Annotated in this window: 17 protein-coding genes; all 17 read right to left on the bottom strand. The window is 58.7% G+C overall.

Annotated elements, in window-relative coordinates; genetic code table 11:
• Window positions 1-42 precede the first annotated feature (42 nt).
• The 17 genes from HUV30_RS02520 to HUV30_RS02440 all read right to left on the bottom strand — a co-directional run bounded on the left by HUV30_RS02520 (window position 43) and on the right by HUV30_RS02440 (window position 19,903).
• On the bottom strand, window positions 43-2,304 hold the full coding sequence (locus tag HUV30_RS02520) for a methyl-accepting chemotaxis protein (protein WP_174403811.1): 2,262 nt from the start codon (window positions 2,302-2,304) through the stop codon (window positions 43-45).
• Between the two features lie 197 nt (window positions 2,305-2,501).
• Window positions 2,502-2,672: an HTH domain-containing protein gene (locus HUV30_RS02515; protein WP_174403810.1), complete on the bottom strand. Its 171-nt coding sequence runs from the start codon at window positions 2,670-2,672 to the stop codon at window positions 2,502-2,504.
• A 71-nt stretch (window positions 2,673-2,743) separates the two neighbouring features.
• Window positions 2,744-5,182, bottom strand: a complete 2,439-nt coding sequence (locus HUV30_RS02510) for a PAS domain S-box protein (RefSeq protein WP_243452039.1) — start codon at window positions 5,180-5,182, stop codon at window positions 2,744-2,746.
• Between the two features lie 36 nt (window positions 5,183-5,218).
• Complete coding sequence (locus HUV30_RS02505; protein ID WP_243452038.1) at window positions 5,219-5,731, bottom strand: TadE/TadG family type IV pilus assembly protein; 513 nt, start codon at window positions 5,729-5,731, stop codon at window positions 5,219-5,221.
• A 14-nt stretch (window positions 5,732-5,745) separates the two neighbouring features.
• Window positions 5,746-7,017 carry a vWA domain-containing protein gene (locus HUV30_RS02500; RefSeq protein WP_174403809.1) on the bottom strand — a complete coding sequence of 424 codons (1,272 nt, stop codon included), beginning with the start codon at window positions 7,015-7,017 and terminating at the stop codon, window positions 5,746-5,748.
• Window positions 7,018-7,032: 15 nt separating this feature from the next.
• On the bottom strand, window positions 7,033-7,422 hold the full coding sequence (locus HUV30_RS02495; protein WP_174403808.1) for a TadE/TadG family type IV pilus assembly protein: 390 nt from the start codon (window positions 7,420-7,422) through the stop codon (window positions 7,033-7,035).
• A 12-nt stretch (window positions 7,423-7,434) separates the two neighbouring features.
• Window positions 7,435-9,243: a tetratricopeptide repeat protein gene (locus HUV30_RS02490; RefSeq protein WP_174403807.1), complete on the bottom strand. Its 1,809-nt coding sequence runs from the start codon at window positions 9,241-9,243 to the stop codon at window positions 7,435-7,437.
• A gap of 37 nt (window positions 9,244-9,280) precedes the next feature.
• Window positions 9,281-10,234: a type II secretion system F family protein gene (locus HUV30_RS02485; protein WP_174403806.1), complete on the bottom strand. Its 954-nt coding sequence runs from the start codon at window positions 10,232-10,234 to the stop codon at window positions 9,281-9,283.
• 9 nt (window positions 10,235-10,243) lie between these two features.
• On the bottom strand, window positions 10,244-11,215 hold the full coding sequence (locus HUV30_RS02480; protein WP_174403805.1) for a type II secretion system F family protein: 972 nt from the start codon (window positions 11,213-11,215) through the stop codon (window positions 10,244-10,246).
• A gap of 26 nt (window positions 11,216-11,241) precedes the next feature.
• Window positions 11,242-13,227, bottom strand: a complete 1,986-nt coding sequence (locus tag HUV30_RS02475) for a TadA family conjugal transfer-associated ATPase (protein ID WP_174403804.1) — start codon at window positions 13,225-13,227, stop codon at window positions 11,242-11,244.
• A 3-nt stretch (window positions 13,228-13,230) separates the two neighbouring features.
• The gene (locus HUV30_RS02470) at window positions 13,231-14,481 is read right to left on the bottom strand and encodes a CpaE/TadZ family protein (protein WP_174403803.1); all 1,251 of its coding nucleotides are present in this window, start codon (window positions 14,479-14,481) and stop codon (window positions 13,231-13,233) included.
• Between the two features lie 26 nt (window positions 14,482-14,507).
• The gene (locus tag HUV30_RS02465) at window positions 14,508-14,837 is read right to left on the bottom strand and encodes a hypothetical protein (RefSeq protein ID WP_174403802.1); all 330 of its coding nucleotides are present in this window, start codon (window positions 14,835-14,837) and stop codon (window positions 14,508-14,510) included.
• 17 nt (window positions 14,838-14,854) lie between these two features.
• Window positions 14,855-16,309 (bottom strand): type II and III secretion system protein family protein, encoded by a 1,455-nt coding sequence (locus HUV30_RS02460; RefSeq protein ID WP_174403801.1) that lies wholly within the window; start codon window positions 16,307-16,309, stop codon window positions 14,855-14,857.
• The gene (gene cpaB / locus HUV30_RS02455; protein ID WP_174403800.1) at window positions 16,306-17,130 is read right to left on the bottom strand and encodes a Flp pilus assembly protein CpaB; all 825 of its coding nucleotides are present in this window, start codon (window positions 17,128-17,130) and stop codon (window positions 16,306-16,308) included. Before cpaB ends, HUV30_RS02460 begins: the two co-directional genes overlap by 4 nt.
• Window positions 17,131-17,154: 24 nt before the next feature.
• Window positions 17,155-17,706, bottom strand: a complete 552-nt coding sequence (locus HUV30_RS02450; RefSeq protein ID WP_174403799.1) for an A24 family peptidase — start codon at window positions 17,704-17,706, stop codon at window positions 17,155-17,157.
• Window positions 17,707-17,834: 128 nt separating this feature from the next.
• Complete coding sequence (locus HUV30_RS02445; RefSeq protein WP_174403798.1) at window positions 17,835-17,999, bottom strand: Flp family type IVb pilin; 165 nt, start codon at window positions 17,997-17,999, stop codon at window positions 17,835-17,837.
• 458 nt (window positions 18,000-18,457) lie between these two features.
• Window positions 18,458-19,903 (bottom strand): sigma-54-dependent transcriptional regulator, encoded by a 1,446-nt coding sequence (locus HUV30_RS02440; RefSeq protein ID WP_174403797.1) that lies wholly within the window; start codon window positions 19,901-19,903, stop codon window positions 18,458-18,460.
• Window positions 19,904-20,090: the final 187 nt, after the last annotated feature.

Below are 20,090 nucleotides of genomic sequence, written 5' to 3'. Positions count from 1 at the left end.
CCGCGCGGCATGCCGCGCGGCCTTTTCTGTCTGGTTCGTTTATTACTTCTTATCGAGCCTGTTTTCCTGCTTGATCTTGTCTATGAGCTGCTTCAGCCGTGCTGACTGCGAGGCCAGCTCCTGCTGGGCAAGGGTGCTCTGTCCTATGCCTTCCGCAATGAGGCCCGAGAGAGCGTTCACCTCTTCAAGGGCGTGGGTTATCTCTTCGCTTGCGGCAGACTGTTCTTCTGCTGCCGTTGCAATGCTGCGTATCTGGTCCGCTGAGGTTTCGGACAGGCGCACTATTTCCAGCAGTGCCTCACCCGAGGCAACGACCAGTGTGGTAGCCTGATCAATGGCTTCGGCTGCTGCGTCCACGCTCTTGTTGTTCTGGGCGGCTGCCTGCTGGATGGCGTGTATGGCCTCGCCCACTTCCTTGGTGGCTGTCATGGTCTTTTCTGCAAGCTTGCGCACTTCGTCGGCCACCACTGCAAAGCCTCGTCCGGCCTCGCCCGCTCTTGCGGCTTCAATGGCCGCGTTCAGGGCGAGCAGGTTGGTCTGGTCCGCAATGTCGGATATCACGGTCATGATCTGGCCGATGGAATCCGCACGGTGAGACAGCTGGCCCATGTTCGTCTTCAGTTCTTCGGCGAGCTGCTGGACATGCTCAATGGCCTTAACCGATTTTTGAACGGTTTCTTCGCCATGTTCTGCATGCTCCCGGGTGGAATCGGCATTTTCAGCGGCATTGCCCGAGCTGCCTGCAACTTCAAGAATGGTTGCGTTCATCTCTTCCATGGCGGTGGCCGTTTCACCTATGCGTCCACGCTGGGTGTCCGAGCTCTGATTGATTTCAATGGCCTGAACGGAAAGCTCTTCAGAGGCGGCGGATATGGAGAGAACAATCTCGTCCAGTATGCCCGCCGCAGAAAGCATGCCTTCCTGCTTGGCGGTTTCCGCCTTCTTGCGGGCCTCATCAGCTTCTGCCATGGCCTGCTTTGCCCTTTCGGCTTCCTCTGCAGCTTCATGGCTCTTCTGCTCGGCCTCGCCCATCTTGGCCTTCAGGCTCTGCACCATGGCGTGAATGGCATCCTTGAGCTTGAGTATCTCGCCCTTGAACTTGCCGTCGATGCTGGCGTCAAGACGTCCGGAGGCAACGTCATCGGCATACTGCACCAGCTTGTTCATGGGGGTGCGCAGGGTGTTGCGGATGAAGAATACCAGCGTCGCCACCACGATGAGCACGATGATGCTGCCGAAGAGCAGGGTGCGGTTCATGACGCCGAAGATGGAGTCTGTGAACGCCTGCTGTTCGCCGAGAATCTGGGCGTCAACTTCATCCATGTATACGCCCATACCGATGATCCAGTTCCATGGCTTGAACAGCTTGATGTAGGACAGCTTGGGGAAATCGCCCTGCTGACCGGGCTTTGCCCAGTAATAGGATACGGTGCCTTCTCCGTCCCGGGTGGCCACTTCCGTCATTTCTGCGAAGAGCGACTTGCCCTTGGCGTCCTTAATTCCGACTATGGACGTACCCACAAGCTTGAGGCTGATGGGATGCATGACCATCATGTTGTCGGTGTTGTGAATCCAGAAATAGTTGCCGTTGGATACTCGGATTTTGCTTATCTGTTCCAGTGCCTGCTTCTGCAGCGAGGCAGTAATGTCTTCGATCCATGCGCCGGTTCCGATTATCCAGCCGAGTTCAGGAATGAGGCGCACATAGGAAACCTTGGGCTTGGCTTCGGTTTCTCCCGGCTTGGCCCACATGTAGTCCACCATGCCCTCGCCGTTTGCCTTGCAGACCTTCACCATCTCCATGAACAGGCGCTTGCCGTGCGGGTCTTTGGTTTCGGATAGGTCTTTGCCGTCCAATTGCGTGGCAATGGGGTGCATTATCATGGTGGGGTGCATGTCATTGATCCAGACATAGTTGCCGTCGCTGAAGCGCATGCTGCGTACAAGCGACTTTATGCCCGCTTCCTTGTCTTCACGCGGAAGATAGTCATTTTCCTTGAGGTAGGCTTTGATCTGACTTTCAAGGCCGTCTATGACAATGCGCAGTTCTTTGGCCTTGAGTTGTTTCAGGGTTTCCACATCCTGCGAGCGGGCATGGAAATCATCCACAACGCTGTATGCCATCTGCACCATGTCCTGCAGGGAGTATTTTTCTTCATTGTAGACGTTGGTGCGCGTCTTCTCAGCCTGATGATTGGAAAATGCCATCAGGTCGTAGGATACGTAGGAATAGAAAAAAGCCCCCTGAACCAGCAGGCCGAGAACCACGAACAGAAGTAACTGGATGATGACTGATCGTCTCAAGGGCACCTCCCCCACTTTTCTATGACGAAGTGGATGTTCTATTTTCGAATGTAATACTTCCATGCGAATTGGGAATAGCTATAGGTAATTGTATCACAAAAAAGATGAGAAAGCACAATGAGAAAAAGCCCGTCTGAGCAACAGCTCAACGGGCTTTTCTGGAGGAGTATGGAGGAGTCTTGTAAGGCTGTTTGGTCTTAGCTTGCAGCGTAAAAGCAACGCTTGGGAGAGTGTATCTTTCCGGAATCCTTGAGCTCTTTCATGGGCTTGGTCAGTTCTTTGCTGTCCACGCCAAGGGCGGTGGCAATGTCGCCGGGGCGAAGTGGCTTGTCTGCTTCCTTGAGAACCTTGAGTATTTTTTCCTGCATGGGATAATCTCCTTATTTGATGATGGTAATCAATATTAATAAGAAGGGTTTCTGTCAAGTCAGAATCCGGATTATTCATCCCCGCCCGCGATGGTCTTGAGGGCTTTGTTCAGATCATCCCGTAATACGGGTTTGAGCAGGTACTGCTGTATGCCGAGGGTCTTGGCATCGTCCGGTGAAAGTTGCTCGCTGTAGCCCGTGCAGAGAATGACGGGCATATCCGGCCTGTGCTTGAGCACTATGCGGGCAAGTTCGCCGCCGGTGAGCCCCGGCATGGTCTGGTCGGTAATCAGCAGGGTGAATGCCTGCGGATCAGAGAGAAAATGCTGCAGCGCGTTGCCGCTGTCGGAAAAAACATCGGTCTCATAGCCGAGCCGTTGCACCATCTCGCCCACCACCTCTGCAAGGGCGGCCTCATCATCAACCACCAGAGCCCTGCCGCGCCCCGTAGGGGAGTGGGAAACCATTTTGGATTCGTGGACGGGAAAGGCGTTGGCCACGGGAATGAGTATATCGAAGCGGGTGCCTTCTTCCGGAGTGCTGCGAACGGTTATGGCACCGTCGTGCGCGCTGACGATGCCGTGAACGAGGGCAAGCCCCATGCCCGTTCCTTCATCCGGTTTCTTGGTGGTGAAAAAGGGGTCGAAAATATTTTCCATTATTTCAGGTGCAATGCCGTAGCCCGTATCGGTGACGGAAAGCTGCATGTATTCACCGGGGGCCAGCTTCGCAAAGTCCTCTGCCGCCGGTGATTCCAGCGTTCTGCGGCTGAGCATGACCTGCATGACACCGCCGGAATCGCGCATGGCGTGGGCGGCATTGGTGCACAGGTTCATGAGCACCTGCTGCATCTGGCTCAGGTTGGCATAAATGGTTCCGTCGGAATCTGCTATGTCGGTATGAATCCGGATGTTGGAAGGCAGCGAGGCCCGCATGAGCTTCACCGTTTCCTTCACCACGGTGGAGAACTGCAGCGGTTGCAGGTCGAGTTCTTCCTGACGGCTGAAGGTGAGTATCTGGTGCACCAGATCGCGGGCCCTGCGTCCGGCGGAAAGCACCTCACCGAGCCTGCGGTGCAGGCGGGTGCCGCGCTCCACTTCATCAAGGTTCATTTCCGTGTAGCCCATCATCACGCCGAGGATGTTGTTGAAGTCGTGGGCAATGCCCCCCGCAAGGGTGCCGATGGCTTCCATCTTGTGACTCTGGCGCAGCTGGCCTTCAAGCTGTTTGCGGCGGGAAATTTCGTGCGCCACCATGACCGTGCCCGCAGCATTGCTCTGCTCGTCGCCGTTCAGGAAGAAGGGAGAGAAGGTGACAAGGAAGGTGCCGTTCAGTGCGGGAATATACAATTCTTCGGATTGGCGGCCGCTTTCATCGCCTTCGCCCGTTCCGTTCAGGGTGCAGGCTTCCGGCAGGTTGAGCACATCCTGACAGGGGCGGCCGATGATGTCGCGCGGGTGCACGCCCAGTCTTTCCGAAAGCGCACGGTTGGCCCTGCGCAGGCGCATGTCGTGATCGAGAATGGCAATGACGTCCGGCACGTTGTCGAAGGTCTTCTCCCACTCCTGCTTGGCGCGGATGATCAGCAGTTCCATGGTCTTGCGGTCGGTGATGTCTTCCACCGTGCCTTCAATGGCGGCAATCTCGTCTGATTCGCCGAGCACGGGGCGGGCATTCACGGATATCCAGAAGGAGGAACCGTCCTGCCTGAAGGCCTGGGTCTCGAAGCCGGAAACCAGCCTGCTGGTCTGAATCTGGGCGAGCAGGCGCTCTCTGTCGTCTGCCGGAATATCGAGCCGGGTCTTGTTGCGCGCATATTCGCGCAGCATGATGGCAGGGTTGGCATAGCCGAAGATGCGCGCAAACGAGGGGTTGGCATTGATTATTTCGCCCCACGGACGGCACTGGAAAATGCCGAGCACGGAGTTGTCAATCATGCCGCGGTATTTGCGTTCTTCGCTGCGCAGCTTGTCCCACAGGCGTGAGAGCTCGCGGCGGCGGACGCCTTCGCGCAGAATGCGGGAAAAAGCGGCTGCCGTGCGCCAGTCTTCCGGAGCCAGCACATCGTCCACACCGGCTGCTATGGCCTCGCGCGCAAGGCCGGGAGCCGCATCAGGCACAATAAGCACCACAGACATGGTTTCGCGCACGGCACGGGCAAGGGCGAGCACGTCTTCCCATGGCAGACCGGGGCAATCCGCTGCTGCAACCACCACGTCCCACGGCTCTTCAGCCAGAGCGCGGCTCAGTTCTATGGGGGAATCCACAAGCGTATATGCAGGGTCGAACCCGGCACCGGAGAGCAGGGAGGAAAGCGAACGCGCGAGTTCTTCGGCGTCGGAAACCACAAGAAGGCTGAAGCGGGTTCCCATGGGGTGTTCCTTGGGGACGCAGCGCAGTTCCCTGTTCGCATGCTCCGTTGCTTCCATTTGGAACTGTGCGGGAAAACCGGCCTGCGTGCCCGATTGACGTGGGATAATGTCGCAGGGATCATGTGCCTGGTGCATCATAGCAATTCCAGCCTTCGGGGACAACCGGCTATAGTGTTACTCGCAAACCCGCCACGGCTCGTTCACCATTCTGTCCGTGCCGTGAACCTTGATGGAGGAGCCTATGATGGCGCCGACAATGGGCGTGATGGGGGCGTATTCATAGTTCACGTTCACTTCAACGATGTCGCAGGGGCCGCCTGCACCGCTTGTGATGCTGCCGGGGGACGACTGGGGGAAGCTGTTCACCTCCATGGAGATGGTGCCCTTGTCGGCAAAGGTTGCCAGCGCGGTCATCACCTTGTTCTCGATGAGGGCCATGCGGGTTCCGTCGTCTGCACCTGTACCGGTAACGGCAACACGCGCCCCGACCTGTGCGGCCTTGTCCATGGAGGCCGAGGTGAAGAACATGTAGCCCATTTCAACAAGTCCGAAGACGAACACCAGCAGAACGGGAAGGGCCAGTGCGAATTCCATGGTGCTTATGCCTCTGTCACCACGCAGCAGGCGTCTGGCCTGATGCAGCGGGCTGAGAGCATGTGCTGTTTCGGTTGTGTGTATGGTTGTCATGTCGCTACCTCCGGTCAGTTGAGAAGCCGCCAGCCGAGCTGACGTCCGATGCGCATGAACACATCGTCTATGTCATAGGCAGACGGGGCGTCGAAATAATGGTCTGTGGTGCCGGGAGAAGAGGACGCCATAGTCTTCATGAGGTCCACGTCCACGCTGTCCGACACGCCGAAGCGGATGGTGAAGATCTCTATCCCTGCCGCCTTGGCTGCCGCAGCCTCGTCAAGCGAATACTGGTTGAGCTTGCCGCTGTTCTCGCAGTGGGAGTTCATGTCCAGCATGCCGTAAAAGGCGTTGGTCCAGTAGTTGTTGGGGGTGTAGCTTATGGCGTAGTTGCCGCCGCATTTGCCGTCTTCAGTGTCGCCGTCTGTGAGCAGGATGATGATCTTGCGCATTTCCGGATCATCGGATGCTTCGGTATACGGCGCATCCTTGGTCAGCACGTGGCGTCCCCACTTCAGGCCTTCGGATATGATTGTGCCGGAACCGCTGCCAAGCCCGTTCTGCTTGGAAATGGCGGTAAGGATCACGGCCTTGTCGTCCGTGAGTCCCTGCGTGCGGGGAATGACATCACAGGTGTCCATGTCCACACGCAGTCTGGAATCGCGGGGATAACGGTAGGTTGTCTTGTAGTATTCATCGTTCAGGTCGGGGCTGAGCGTGCCGTCCGCATTACGGCAGCCGTCTGCCAGGCCGTCCACACCAGAGGGAATGTGTACCTTGCCGCGGAAGGGAACAAGGCCGGCCTTTACGGAGGTCTTCAGGCCGTCGGGCATGATGAGGTTGACCAGCTTGCTCGCGGCGGCGTTGGTTTCGTTTATGGGCGTACCCTTCATGGAACCCGAGTTGTCGATGACGAAAACCACCTCAAGCTTGTTGAAGCCTGCCGTTGCCGTGGCTTTGATGGTCTTGTCGTTTATGCCGAGTATGGGCATGAGCAACAGCGGCACGGTAACCTTGGTGTTTACCTGCACCGAGCGGGAAAGCGGGCCGGGGGCGATGGAATCCACCTGCGCTTCTGCGTAGTTGCGGTTCAGGTAATCCGTGGCGGCCAAAGCCACCTTGCCCAGCGTCATGTCGGGGTCGTAGGGCAGCTCAAGGCTGCCCGCGAGAGCAGCGGCGTCTGTGGCTGCCTGAAGGCGCGAGTGCGAGGTATACAGCAGGGCAGAATCCAGTGCCAGAGCGGAGATACCGAGAATGACCGGAATGAGTACCGCAATAATGGTCGCCGTTCCCCCGTGTTCGTCGCGGTAGAATCGCCGCAGAATGGTGTGCAATCCTTTCATGGTTGAACTCCTCGTTTAGGGGATGGGCATGGTTGTCCGTGCCGTAAGGGTGTAGAGGGAAGGCAGAGGACCCTCCGCCTGCTGGTTCGCGGCAAAGAACGAGTGGTAGGCATAGCGGACCTCCACTGTTACGGTTTTGCCGCCGTCGCTCAGCACCGCCGTGGTGGTGAGCGCGTTGACGGGCAATTCCGTAACCACGGCGTTCACAATGGACGGGGCAATGGACGTGTCACCGGAAATGACCACCTGCCGTGCGGCAGAGCGGCTTGCTTCCGAAATGGTTGAATAGTCGTGCAAGGTGTTGGCCCCTTCCACCAGCACGTAGAGGATCATGGCCAGCACGGGCAGAATCAGGGCTATTTCTATCGCGGCCATGCCGTTTTCTGAGCTGCGGAATCGTTGCATGGGGCATCTCCTTTAAGGCTGAAGCATGAAGGCTGTGGGGACGCGCATGGAATCCACGTTACCCTGGGGGGCGGGAACATGGGCCACGGCCTGTATCGGGTTGTCGCCGGAGCCGGTGTCAGCCGTTGCGGCGGCAGCGTCTGAAATATTGCCTGCTGTCGCGGTGTTGGCTGCCTCAGAGGTAACGGCCGGTGTCTTTGTAGCAGGGGCAGCAGGGGCAGCATCAGCAGTAATGGGCAGTGTCGTGGCTGCCTCGTTCCGGTCGGCGGTCTGCACTACGGGGGCGGCATCCTGTACGGTACCGGTGAAGGAAGCGGCGTTCACCACGCGGGTATCGGCAAAATCCGTATGAGCGGCCTGCAGTGCGGCAAGGGCGTTGCGGGCTTCCTGCGCAGAGGCAAAAGAGTTTACCAGCACACGGTACCACTCGCCCTTTCCGGGAATATGCACGCTGACCACGCGGGCGTTCAGGTCGCGCTTATGGAGTTTGGCTGCATCAGCCTCGGCTGCCGCACGGGTACGGAAAGAGCTGACGTGCAGGGCATAGGCAATGCCATTGGCGGAAGAGGCGGCCTTTTCTACAACGTCCTGCACCGGGGCCAGAGCCTCAACGGGTGCGGCTGACGCCGTGCCGGAAGCAGTGGCGGAAACTGCAGGTCTGCGAACCGGCGGGGCGAGCTGCACCATACCCGGTTCGGTGAGGTTCTGTTCATGTACGGAAGAAGACGGACCGGAAACCGGAGCGGACGTAGGAACGATCTGAGGAGGCATCAGCGGATACGTGGAAGACGGAACCGTGGGCGGGCGCGGGGCAAACAGATCGTCCTGCGAGTAGGGGCGTGCCTGCGATGCGTCCGAATTATCCGCGAACTGGGCGGCAAGGCGGGCGCGCTTCAGGTTTTCCGCTGCGCGTTCGTAATAGGTGGGTTCCAGTTCTATGGCCTTTTCAAAGCTCTTGATGGCGCGGGTGTACTGTCCGTCGAGGAAGAAGAAGTAGCCGAGGTTGTTCCAGCCCGCAGCCTCGCCGCTGGCGGCGCGGAAGGCTTCCAGCCCTTCGCGGTATTTGCCGAGGCGGCACAGGGCAAGACCCATGTTGTTGTATGCCTTGGAAGAGGGCGCACCCTGCATCACGGCCTTGCGGAAGGCTTCCACCGCGTCGGCATCGCGGCCGAGCATGGAATAGGCAAGCCCGAGGTTGTTGTAGAGATACGAGGCGTTGGGGTTGATCATGAGCGCCTTCTGGAAGGTGCCCAGCGCCTTTTCATATTCCTTGTTGTAGTTGTGAATGGCTCCCAGATGGTCGTAGGCGTCCAGCAGTTCGGGATCTATTTGCAGCGCCTTGTCAAAAAGCTTTTCCGCTTCGGGATACAGGCCGTTCAAAAAGTACACACGCCCTGCGGAGGCATAGCCGGGGGCATAGTCGGGGCTGATCTGCATGACGGCCTTGAATTCTTCAAGGGCCGGTGCGGGCAGATTCTTTTCCAGCAGCAGAAGACCGCGCTGGTAGCGTGCCTGCATGAGGTTGGGGTCGAGCATGGCAGCACGGGAATACTGCTCAAGGGCCAGTTCCTGTCTGCCCTGATTGGCGTAGGCAAGACCGCGCATGAAGCTTTCACGCGCATCGGACTGTTCCTTGGTCAGGTTCTGCTGTTCCGGCCCGGCAGTCAGGGTGCGGTCGTTTCCGATGAGGGATTGTCCGCTGTGGTAGCGTTCCATGAGCGACATGGACGCGCCCTGTTCCTGATTGGAGCCCATGCACCCGCCCAGCAGTGCTGCAAGCACGACGGTGGCGGCGAGGGATGCGGTAGCGGTGCGCTTCATGGTGTATACCTCCTGAATTCCTTTCTTTGGCGGGTGCCTACATGTTTGCAAACACGCGCATGAGCTGGATTCCCGCAGGACCCATAATGGTCACGAACAGCGCGGGCAGAATGAAGAAAATGAGCGGAAAGAGCATCTTGACCGGAAGCTTGGCGGCTATTTCCTCGGCCCGCTGATAGCGCGTGGTGCGCATGTGGTCCGAGTAGACGCGCAGGGTGGTGGCGATGCTGGTGCCGAAGGTGTCTGCCTGCACGATAAGGGTGACGAGGCTGTTCATGTCATCTATTCCCACGCGGCGGGCAAGGTTCTTGAGAGCGTCAGTGCGGGTTTTGCCTGCACGCAGTTCGAGAATGACCGTATTCAGTTCGCCCGCAAGTTCGGGATTTGTGGCGGCCATTTCGCGGGCGATGCGGCTCAGCGCCTGATCAAGGCCCATGCCGGATTCCACGCACACCACCAGCAGGTCGAGTGCATCGGGAAGCGAATTGGTGATGGCGGTGCGGCGGGCCGAGGTGCGCATCTGCAGCCAGATGTTGGGGATGTACATGCCCAGCACCATGGGAACGATGAACATGAGCGCCATGAGCGCCGGCGGAACAGGAAGCCGCAGCACAAAGCACACGAACGATGCACCCAGAAGACCGACGAGCATGAGGCCGCCCTTCACGCCCCAGTAAATGCGGTTGGCACGGGCAGGGTTTTTGAGACCGGCGCGGACCATGGAAAGGTTGGCCTCTTCCAGCTCTTCCTTCTTGGTGGGAGAAAGGTGCTCGCCTATGCGGTCTGCGCTGGCTGCGGCCTTGGCTACCACGTTGCCGAGCAGGCCGCGCGAGGACGCCTGCGCTTCCGGCGGGTTGTTGGCAATGCGCTGGTGCATTTTGCGCACGCGGCCCCTGTCTGCCGTCATCCGCATGATGGCGGAAACGAACAGCATGATGGCGGCGGATGCAAGCCCTGCGGCGATGAACGGTGCGTATGTCTGCATGTCCATGTGCGTCTCCTACACCTTGATGGTGATGAGCTTCTTCAGGAACACTGCGCCGAGGCCCATCTGTATAAGCGCGTTGGTGAGCATGAATTTGCCTTCAGGCGTGGTGTAGAGCAGGCTCATGTAGTCGGAGTTGATGAAGTTGATGACTATGCCCACGGCAAAGGGCAGGGCAAAGAGCACATAGGCGGTGAGCTTGCCTTCTGCTGCAAGGGTGCGCACACGGCCGTTGAACTTGAAGCGTTCACGCACCAGCCGGGCTATGTTGCCCACGATTTCCGAAAGGTTGCCGCCCGTTTCGCGCTGAATGTTCACGGAGACGACGAAGAACTTGAGATCGGGGCAGTCCACGCGGTTGATGAGGTTGGCCAGCGCAACGTCCATGGATATGCCGAAGTTCACTTCATCAAGGGTCTTGGAAAATTCAGGACCGATGGGGTCGGGCATTTCTTCCGCCACCATGCGCAGACCCTGCGTGAAGGCGTGGCCTGCCTTGAGGGCGCGTGCGATGAGGTCGAGGGCGTCTGAAAGCTGACGATGAAACTGGGCCATGCGCTTTGCCTTGCGCCGCTGCAGCCAGCCGAAGGGAGCGTATGCGAAAAGCAGCGAGGGAATGGGCTTGAGCAGCGCCTGATCGGTAACCAGCTGCATGATGAACCACATGGCCACAGCGCCCACGCCGCCGATGAGCACCAGCGTGCCCAAGTTCACGTCCACCTGCGCCTGTTCACGCACGGAATCCCACCTGCGTGACCATTCCTGCGCGGAGAGGAAACGGTGCAGCCACGGTACGGAAGACATGCTGTGATGACGCTCGATGCTGATATCGTCGGCCTTTTCCATGGCGGCGCGCAGGCGGTCCATGCGGCGGCGAACCTGTTCCTTCTGCGAGCGCTTGCGGGCGAAGACCAGGTTCATCATTCCGATATACAGAACGAATATGCCGAGAATGGCTATGCCGGATATGATGACTGTGCTTTCCATACGCGTCTCCCGTATTGCTCAGTGGTCTACTGGCCGGAACGGAGGGTGGGGTCGAACAGGTCCGGATCAAGCTCTATGCCCTGCGCAAGCAGACGGTCCGAGAACTTGGGCCGTATGCCCGAGCAGATGAACTGGCCGATAACCTTGCGCTTCTCGTCCAGACCGGTCTGCTTGAAAGAGAAAATTTCCTGCATGGTTATGGCGTCGCCTTCCATGCCCGTCACTTCCTGCAGGCTCACGAGCTTGCGCGAACCGTCGGAGAGGCGGTTCACCTGAATGATCACGTCCACGGCCGAGGCGATGTAGCGCTTGAGTGATGCACTGGCGATGTTCAGGCCGGACATGGCGACCATGGTTTCCAGACGCATCAGGCAGTCTCGCGGGTTGTTGGCGTGGACGGTGGTGAGGGAGCCGTCGTGACCCGTGTTCATGGCCTGCAGCATGTCCAGCACCTCGCTGGAACGCACTTCGCCCACGATGATGCGGTCGGGCCGCATACGCAGGCAGTTCTTGACCAGATCGCGCGCGTTGACTTCGCCGGAACCTTCTATGTTCGCGGGGCGGGTTTCCAGACGCACCACATGGTCCTGCTTGAGCTGCAGTTCCGCGGCATCTTCAATGGTGACGATGCGCTCGTCATGGGGCACGAAACGCGAGAGGCAGTTCAGCATGGTAGTCTTGCCGGAGCCGGTACCGCCGGAAACGATGACGTTAAGACGCGCTTTGACCACGCCTTCCAGCACCTTGCCTATCTCGGGAGTGAGCGCCTTGTAGTTGATGAGGTCTGACAGTTCCAGCGGGTCTTTTGAAAAACGACGTATGGACAGGCTGGGGCCATCCAGTGCCAGCGGGGGAATGATGGCGTTCACGCGCGAACCGTCCATGAGGCGGGCGTCTACCATGGGCGATGCTTCGTCCACGCGTCGACCCACCAGAGATACGATGCGGTCTATGATCTTGCGCAGGTGGATGTCGTCCTTGAAACGGGTGCGCACCTGCTGCAGCTTGCCGTGGCGTTCCACGTAGATCATGCGGTAGTTGTTCACCAGAATATCGGAGACAGTAGGGTCTTGCAGAAGCGGTTCCAGCGGGCCGAGACCGAGCACCTCGTCCTGAATTTCCTTCACTATGCCGCGGCGTTCCTTGCCGTTCAGGGGAGCCTGACGAAATTCATCGCGCAGCAGCCTTTCCACGAGTCGGCTGATTTCTTCGCGCAGCTTGGCCGGGGGCAATGCTTCCACGGCGGTAAGGTCGAGCATCTCGATCAGGCGTTCGTGAATCTGGGCCTTGATCAGGTAATACCCTTCGTCGTGGGTTTCTTCGTCAAGGTCGGACGAGAAAGTGTTGCGGGCGGGTTCGGCCTTGGCTGCCGGTTGTGTTGCCGGTTGCGCTGCCAGTTGCGTTGGAGATTGCACTGGAGATTGCACTGAAGATTGCGTTGCGGGGCGCACGGGGGCGCTTTCCACAGGGCGTGCGGCCTCGTGCTGATTCATTGCTGCCAGACGGGACGCCACCTGCACGGCGGCAGATTCCGGTTCCACCATGAAGAGAGGCGGCAGGTTTTCGGACTGTTGTACTGTCTGACCTGCCTGCATGGGGGAGGTTGATACCGTTTCACCAACGGGGCGCACGGGAGAATTGTCGGCTGTCAGGAGCATGCCGGAGGCGGCTGCTTCCGTCTGGAGCGAGTGCGCAGTTGGCTGACCATATGAATGGCCGGACGTCTGAATCTGCGCCTGACCCTGACCCTGAACTGTGCCTGATGAATGCGGGGTAGGCTGTACAACGTGCAGGATTTCTGCGGTATCCGGTGCAAAATCGTCCAGCATCAGCTCGTGCATGTCCAGCTGGGCATGTCCCTGCTCCTGCACGGGGCGGGCAACGGGGCGCTGCATCGCCTGCGCGGGACGCGGGGTATGCACGGGGGCGGCGGTCTGCACGTCGGCAAGGCCGGAACCGGCAGGAGCCGGAGTCTTGCGGGTGGTGCGGTTGAGTCTGGCTAACAGCGACATGGCTTATCCTCCTGCCCCTTGCAGCACATGCATGGGAGTTTCTTCGCCTTCAGCACCGGATTCGGTACGGGAGGAGCGGAACAGCTTGCCCAGAAGACCGGCCTGTGATTTCTGGTTCTTGGCGGAGACAGGGCGGCCGAAGGTGGCTGCCAGTTTGGCAATGTTGCGGGTCAGGGGAGATTTGGGAGCGGCATCGCGCAGCGGGGTACCCTGATTGATGGAATTCACGGCGGCGAGATAATCGTCGTCCACCTTCCACGCCACGGGGCGGCCCAGCAATTCTTCTGCTTCGCCTATGCTTACGCCCGCCTTGGGGGTGTAGCGGTTGATCACGAGCTGCACCTTGTCGGCCACTTCCGGATCTACGCTGTCCAGAGTTTCCAGCAGGCGACGGGTGTTGGCGAGGCAGGGAAGGGAGAGCTCGGAAACCAGCAGCACAGCATCGGCCTCGCGCATGGCGGCGAGGGATATTTCATCCACAAAGGGGCTGCCATCCACGAAAACCGTGGAGTAAAGCGTGCGCAAAATGGCAAGCATGGTGCCCACTGCCTGCGGAGCCGCCGCTCCTGTGTCTTCGGAACGGTCGGGGGCGGCGAGAATATCCAGACCGGAAGCGTGGCGGACCATGAGGCTCTGCATGAAGGCGTCGTCCAGCCGGTGTGCATTGTGCGTGGCTGCGGCCCAGGTGTGGGTATAGTGCACGTCGAGGAACAGGGGAACCTCGCCCTGCGGCTGGCGCATATCCACCAGTGCTGCGGGACGGGTGTCGTCGAGCAGGGAGGCTTCCACACCGAGGTTGACCGCAAGGGTGGTCACGCCGGTTCCCTGCTTGCCGCCGAGAATATGGATGATGCGGCCGGGGCGGCCGGGCTGCGGCTGGGCAATGCCGCGTTCGGATGCGGAACGGGTGTTGCGTGTGGCAAACCGGTCGAGGGCTGCCCGGAATTCACCGACCTTGAGCGGCAGGGGCAGATATTCGGTTGCGCCCGCGCGCATGCAACCGAGAATGAGATCGGCGTTCTGTGCAGGGCCGATGACGAAAATCTCGTGTACGGACGGATTGGCCGCCAGAACCGCGATGACTGCAACATCCTGCGTACCGCCGACCTCGACAACGATCAGGCCGGAGGGCTTGTCAGCCCCGGCCGAACCGGGCAGCACGGCGGAAAAACGCATGTCGTCCTTCACCAGCTTGGCGAAGGAAGAGGCGGCTTCCGTGTGATGCAGTCTGAAGTGAATGGGTACGGCGTTCATGATATCTCTCCGGCTGGTAGCCTTGGTTACTTCTTTTCCTTCATGACCAGATCGAGCACTTCCGCGAAGGACGGTCCCTTATCTTCGGGGCGGGGATTTTTGTAGCTCTGTATGGCCTTTTCAGTGAGTTGACCGTCCATGCCGACCACGGGAGTGCTGGTCGGGGGGACCGGATCGAACTTCTGCGCCTGCAGCTGCTGGCGGAAGGCCTCACCCTGCGGGGCGTTGAATCCCTGAGTGCCCATGGGCCGGTTCCACGTATCCGAGAACTTGGCGCAGCCGGTAAGCGTAAGGGGCAGGATTGCGGTCATGACCAGAGCGGCGAGGAGTGTGGTGCTTGCGAATATGTTGTTCATGGTGCTTCTCCTGTCCGCTATTGGGGAATGATGTGGCCGAAATCGCCTTCCATGCCCGAGTCGGGCTGGACGGAGCCATCAACTGAACCTGTGTTGCTTACGGGCTTGATCCGTGCTGCGGGGGTCGGGCGTTCGCCCTCCATCTTGCCGTGGAAGAAAAATTCCATTTCTGTGGGTTCCACATAGTTGTCGGTGGGCAGCTTCTGCTGGGCAACATCCAGCGGCTTGGTCAGGTGCGGGGTAACGATGATGATGAGTTCGGTCTCCTGCTTGCTGAATTCGCTGGAGCGGAACAGCGTGCCGAGGATGGGTATCTCGCCGAGGCCGGGATACTTCTTCATGTTCTCGCGAACCTGGTTGTGCAGCAGGCCCGCAATGGCAAAGCTCTGTCCGTTGCCCAGCTCCACCACGGTGGAGGCGCGGCGGGTGCTGATGGCCGGAATGGTCATGCCGCCGATCTGAATGGTGTTGGAGTAGTCCAGCTCGGATACCTCGGGGAATACCTTCAGGCTGATGAGATTGCCGGAAACCACGGTGGGGCTGAACACGAGCTGCACGCCGTATTGCTTATATTCGATGGCGATGGTGCCGAAACCCTGCGGGATGGGGATGGGGATTTCGCCACCCACGAGGAACTGGGCGTCTTCACCGCTGCGGCAGATGAGCGTGGGCTCTGCAAGCACACGGACAAGGCCGTTCTGCTTGAGCACGTCAAGAAAGCCGGTAAGGGTCACTCCGCCGGAACTCATGCGGACCAGCCCGTTACGGGCGGGGTTTACCACGGCTGCGCTTTGCCCCATGGAAATGGCACCCTTGGTGGGGTCCAGATAGAACAGGTTGTTCAGCAGCGAGTAGGCAAAGTCGCCCTTGAAGGCATAGGCAAGGTCGATGCCGAAACGGTCCAGCACGGTGCGATGCATCTCTGCTATTTTTACTTCCAGCATGACCTGATGCACACCGCCGACGCCGAGCAGGTTGGTCACTTTTTCGGGGGCATACGTTTCCGCTATTTCCAGAGCTGTGGAAAGGCTGGCGGCGCTGGTCACAGTGCCGGACAGGGTAATCTTGTCGCCGGTACCCATAACGCGGATATCGGATTCTGAAGGCAGCAGCCGGTGGAGCATTTCCTTCAGGTGGGCAATGTCGGCTGTGACGCGGATATCATATAAACCGACCAGATCGCCGGTGCGCGCCCACAGGGTAAGGCTGGTTACGCCGGGGATTTTGCCGGTGACATATACCTGCCAGGGAGAGAGCAGCACGATATCTGCGGTTTCGGGATCAGCAATGGAAACTCTGGCTGCGGGAACGGGCAGAGAGATAATCTCGGACTTGCCCTTGACGATCTCAACACTCTGGGGAGTGATCCGGGCAGAAATCGGCACGGGGTTGGGATCTGCGGCCTGCACGGGGGATACGGCGCAGGTCAGGGCAACCATGAAGCAGGCTATGGCAAAATGCAGGCGTTTCATTGTGCGAACCTCATGGTCTGACGGTTGGTGCCGGTAATGATTTCAACCACGGTTTCGGGCTTCTTGACGGCGGGCTTGGGTTTCGGCTTGGGGGGCGAAAGAGCAGCCAGCGTATCCGGCACGTCGGTCCCCTTGGTGGTTATGGATTCAGCGTCAGCGGGGTTGCGCAGGGCAAAGTGCAGGGTGCCTCTGGTGGCGGCAAGGGCGAGTATTTCAGTGTCTTTGGGAGCCATTTCAAGGGTGTATACGTCGACGGAAGAGGTTTCCTTGTCGTCGCCCTTCTGCTCCAGCTCCGTGCCTGTGGCGATGACGCGGATGTTCTCAAGAACGGTCTTGGTTACGGCCTTGTCGTGGGTGCGGCGTTCGTCATCAATGGTTACGAGGATGTCCACACGGTTGCCGGGGCGGATGAAACCGGCAATGCCGAGAATCTGGTTGCCCTTCACGGCAATGGCACGCATGCCGGGGCTGATGAGGGTGGAAACGCCGCCGTACTGCACCGTGTCGTCGAGCAGGCGGCCCGCCGTGAGCACTTCACCCTGTTCAACGGGGGTTGCAACCACGCGGCCGATAAGGGCTGTCGTTTCGGAAAAAGTGCCTGAAGGGACGCTTTCGGGCAGGAAGGAGGCCAGCTTGAGGTGGGCTTCGGTCAGCTTGGTACCCTTGGCAATCTGCTGTGCGGAAACCACAACTGCAATGGTTTTCGGGGCCTGCACTTCCTGACGCTTCTGGTTGCCCTGCATCCATGAGAAGACCAGAAAACCGGCACCGAGCGAAAGGACGAGCCCGAGAGCTATGGGAATGATAGTTGAAGCGCGCATGATTCCCCCCGGAATGTATGGCTGTTACATCCACTGGGCCGGGATGAATCCGGCCGGACCCCAAGTGATGACCATGGCTCCCAGAGTGCCTGCTGCAATGGCCACCCCGTAACACAGTCGCGGAAAACGCTTGTCGTCGGCCTGCCGCACATAGGCGAACTGCCGTGTGACGAAAAAGAGCACGGCCGTATCCCGCAGGGCGGCAAAGACCTTCTTGAGAACATCCATGTGCCTTGCCAGCATGATAATGGCGTACAGACCGCCGGCGAGGCTGGTGAGCAGAAATGCCTGCAGGGTGAGGGAGAAACCGAGAAAGGCACCGGCCGCCATCATGAGCTTGACGTCACCGGCGCCCATTGCGCCGAAGAGATAGGGAAGGATCATCACGCCAAAACCGAGGGTCAGGCCGGAAAGACTGAATGCCAGACCATCCAGACCCTGGGTTATGCCGTGAAAGGCGAGGGCAAATGCCATGGCGGGGAAGGTGAGCCAGTTGGGAATGCGCTGCCCCTTCAGGTCTGTGACCGTTGCGATGAGCAATACGGCTGCGAGAAGAAGGTTCAGGTAAGCTTGCATGGCATTTTCCTCGTCGGGCTTTAAAAGGTTGACGGGACCGGGGTCGGGGGCTCCCGGTCCCGTCGAGCGCTTTACGCTGCGATCAGGCGTAATGTGGTTCCGTGGAATCGGACGAATCTGATCTGCTGTTAGATGGTCATCTTGGTGGTCAGATCGTCGAACACAGTCTTGATCTGGTTGCCCAGCAGGGTGACTGCACCGGCCAGAACGCCTGCGATAAGAGCGGCCAGCAGACCGTATTCCAGAGCAGTGGCGCCTTCTTCTTCACGGATGAAATTCATGATGGTACGCATTGGGGAGTCTCCTTTTTTGGGGATTGACGTTTGTCTTGTGCGACTGCCTATCGAAGCTGCACGACCCTCTTAAGGCAACTGGCATGCCAATGTTTGCATGTGTGAATTAATTTGTGCGTAACATGCTGTTTTCATATTGATAAAAAGAAGAAGGCCCCCGAGGTGTTCGGGGGCAGGCACGTGCTAGGCTTGAGAAGGCGGGGTGTAACGGCGTCCAGTTCTATGAAAGTTAGAATGCGGAACTGCCTGATTTTCTGTAAGATTGGGGAGAAAGTGTTGGCAGGCACGACCTTGGAGATGAAAAACAGAGTTCTAAATTAATTAGAAAGCCGTTCAGCCTCTGTTTTTAGCCATTTTCTAGACTTTTAGCAGGCCAAGGGAAGTTGTTGCGGGACAACGATGTGTAAAAAACGGTATGGGAGATATGGGGATGTCGGAGTGGTCTAAAAAAAATAGATCTACAGGAGCGGCGCTTCAATTTCGGTGGACAGGATGTCGTGCTTCTGCATCTTGGCCCAGAGATTTTTGGGATTCAGCGCGAGCAGTGCGGCCGCTTCCTTCTGGTTGCCACGGGTACGCTGGAGTGCGTTGATGATCAGGTTTCTCTCCACCGTGGCTATACTGTCCTTCAGGTTGATGGGGCCGTGAGGCAGCGATGCGAGGCACCTGTGGGGGGACCATTCGTCCTGCGGCAAATCCTGGGCAGAGGCGGGTTCGCCTGTACCTCGCAGCGCTCTGTGCACGTGGCGCTCTTCAATGCGTCCCGGGGCGGCGCTGATGGCAAGCCCTTCCAGCACGTTGGCAAGCTGGCGCACGTTGCCCGGCCAGTCATAGGCCTGCAATGCCGCTTCCGCACCGGGGGTGAAGCCTTCCACGTCCAGTGCCAGTTGGGTGCGGATACGGTTGAGGAAGTGACGGGCGAGAAGGGGGATATCTTCTTTGCGCTTGCGCAGGGCAGGCAGCTGGATGACGGCCACGTTCAGGCGATAGTAGAGGTCTTCACGGAAACGCTTTTCCCGCATGAGTTCTTCAAGGTGCTGGTTGGTGGCAGCGATGATGCGTACATCCAGCGAGACGGGTTTGCGTCCGCCAAGGCGTTCCACCTGCTTCTGTTCCACCACGCGCAGCAGCTTGGGCTGGATGGAGAGCGGCATGTCGCCGATTTCATCCAGCAGGATGGTACCCTTGTCCGCCAGTTCGAATTTGCCCGCCTGCGACTGGGCAGCACCGGTAAAGGCACCCTTTTCGTGGCCGAAGAGTTCGTTTTCAAACAGGTTTTCGGGAATGGCGGCGCAGTTTACGCGTATGAAGGGGTTGCCTGCGCGGGGCGAGAGAGCGTGCACGGTGTCGGAAACCAGCTCCTTGCCGGTGCCGGATTCCCCGAGAATAAGGACGGTTGTTTCCAGCGGGGCAATGCGTTCGATGCGTTCCTTGACCATGCGTATGGCGGTGCTTTCGCCGACAATGCACCCTGCGGGACCGCTGCTCAGCAGGTTGGAACGCAACTGGGCCAGTTTTTTCTGCAACTGCCGTTTTTCCATGCAGCGGCGGACCACTATCTCCAGTTCGCTCAGGCTGAACGGCTTGGAGAAAAAGTCATACGCCCCCTGACGCACGGCTTCCACGGCCATTTCCTTGGTAGAAAAAGCCGTCATGACGATGATGTCGCTCTCAGGCGCCATCTGCTTCAGGTGGGGGATGGATTCAAGACCGGACATGCCGGGCAGCTTCACGTCTGTGAGGATGAGGTCGAAGCGCTCTGTCCGCAGACGTGCAAGTCCGTCTTCCGCCCGTGAAACCCGTTGCACCCGATAGCCTTTGGCATCGAGGGCTTCGTTGAGCATGGTTCCGAAGGCTGGGTCGTCTTCGACGAGCAGGATGCGTTCCTGAAGCGTTTGGGGCATTGGTTGTTGTCCGTTGTTTAGATAGAATGTACTGGTGTTATGAGATATTGTAAACGCTGTGAGTGGTTATTCACTGCAGGTTATTATAATTTGATATGCCGGTATGTGTCGTTTGATGGCGTTTATGGTATTCTGAATGTCAAATCGGTTTAGTATATAGACTAACGTTGTTTATCCGGAAAGGTTA

The sequence above is a fragment of the Desulfovibrio subterraneus genome, assembly GCF_013340285.1.
GTDB classification, from domain to species: domain Bacteria; phylum Desulfobacterota; class Desulfovibrionia; order Desulfovibrionales; family Desulfovibrionaceae; genus Halodesulfovibrio; species Halodesulfovibrio subterraneus.
The sequence above is the reverse complement of the archived record's forward strand: the minus strand, read 5'-3'. Positions and strand labels throughout refer to the sequence as shown.

Bases quoted from the DNA above. Each gene is read 5' to 3' on its own strand.
- HUV30_RS02515 (WP_174403810.1), bottom strand. From the start codon at position 2,672: ATGCAGGAAAAAATACTCAAGGTTCTCAAGGAAGCAGACAAGCCACTT.
- HUV30_RS02510 (WP_243452039.1), bottom strand. From the start codon at position 5,182: ATGATGCACCAGGCACATGATCCCTGCGACATTATCCCACGTCAATCG.
- HUV30_RS02505 (WP_243452038.1), bottom strand. From the start codon at position 5,731: ATGACAACCATACACACAACCGAAACAGCACATGCTCTCAGCCCGCTG.
- HUV30_RS02500 (WP_174403809.1), bottom strand. From the start codon at position 7,017: ATGAAAGGATTGCACACCATTCTGCGGCGATTCTACCGCGACGAACAC.
- HUV30_RS02495 (WP_174403808.1), bottom strand. From the start codon at position 7,422: ATGCAACGATTCCGCAGCTCAGAAAACGGCATGGCCGCGATAGAAATA.
- HUV30_RS02490 (WP_174403807.1), bottom strand. From the start codon at position 9,243: ATGAAGCGCACCGCTACCGCATCCCTCGCCGCCACCGTCGTGCTTGCA.
- HUV30_RS02485 (WP_174403806.1), bottom strand. From the start codon at position 10,234: ATGGACATGCAGACATACGCACCGTTCATCGCCGCAGGGCTTGCATCC.
- HUV30_RS02480 (WP_174403805.1), bottom strand. From the start codon at position 11,215: ATGGAAAGCACAGTCATCATATCCGGCATAGCCATTCTCGGCATATTC.
- HUV30_RS02475 (WP_174403804.1), bottom strand. From the start codon at position 13,227: ATGTCGCTGTTAGCCAGACTCAACCGCACCACCCGCAAGACTCCGGCT.
- HUV30_RS02470 (WP_174403803.1), bottom strand. From the start codon at position 14,481: ATGAACGCCGTACCCATTCACTTCAGACTGCATCACACGGAAGCCGCC.
- HUV30_RS02465 (WP_174403802.1), bottom strand. From the start codon at position 14,837: ATGAACAACATATTCGCAAGCACCACACTCCTCGCCGCTCTGGTCATG.
- HUV30_RS02460 (WP_174403801.1), bottom strand. From the start codon at position 16,309: ATGAAACGCCTGCATTTTGCCATAGCCTGCTTCATGGTTGCCCTGACC.
- cpaB (WP_174403800.1), bottom strand. From the start codon at position 17,130: ATGCGCGCTTCAACTATCATTCCCATAGCTCTCGGGCTCGTCCTTTCG.
- HUV30_RS02450 (WP_174403799.1), bottom strand. From the start codon at position 17,706: ATGCAAGCTTACCTGAACCTTCTTCTCGCAGCCGTATTGCTCATCGCA.
- HUV30_RS02445 (WP_174403798.1), bottom strand. From the start codon at position 17,999: ATGCGTACCATCATGAATTTCATCCGTGAAGAAGAAGGCGCCACTGCT.
- HUV30_RS02440 (WP_174403797.1), bottom strand. From the start codon at position 19,903: ATGCCCCAAACGCTTCAGGAACGCATCCTGCTCGTCGAAGACGACCCA.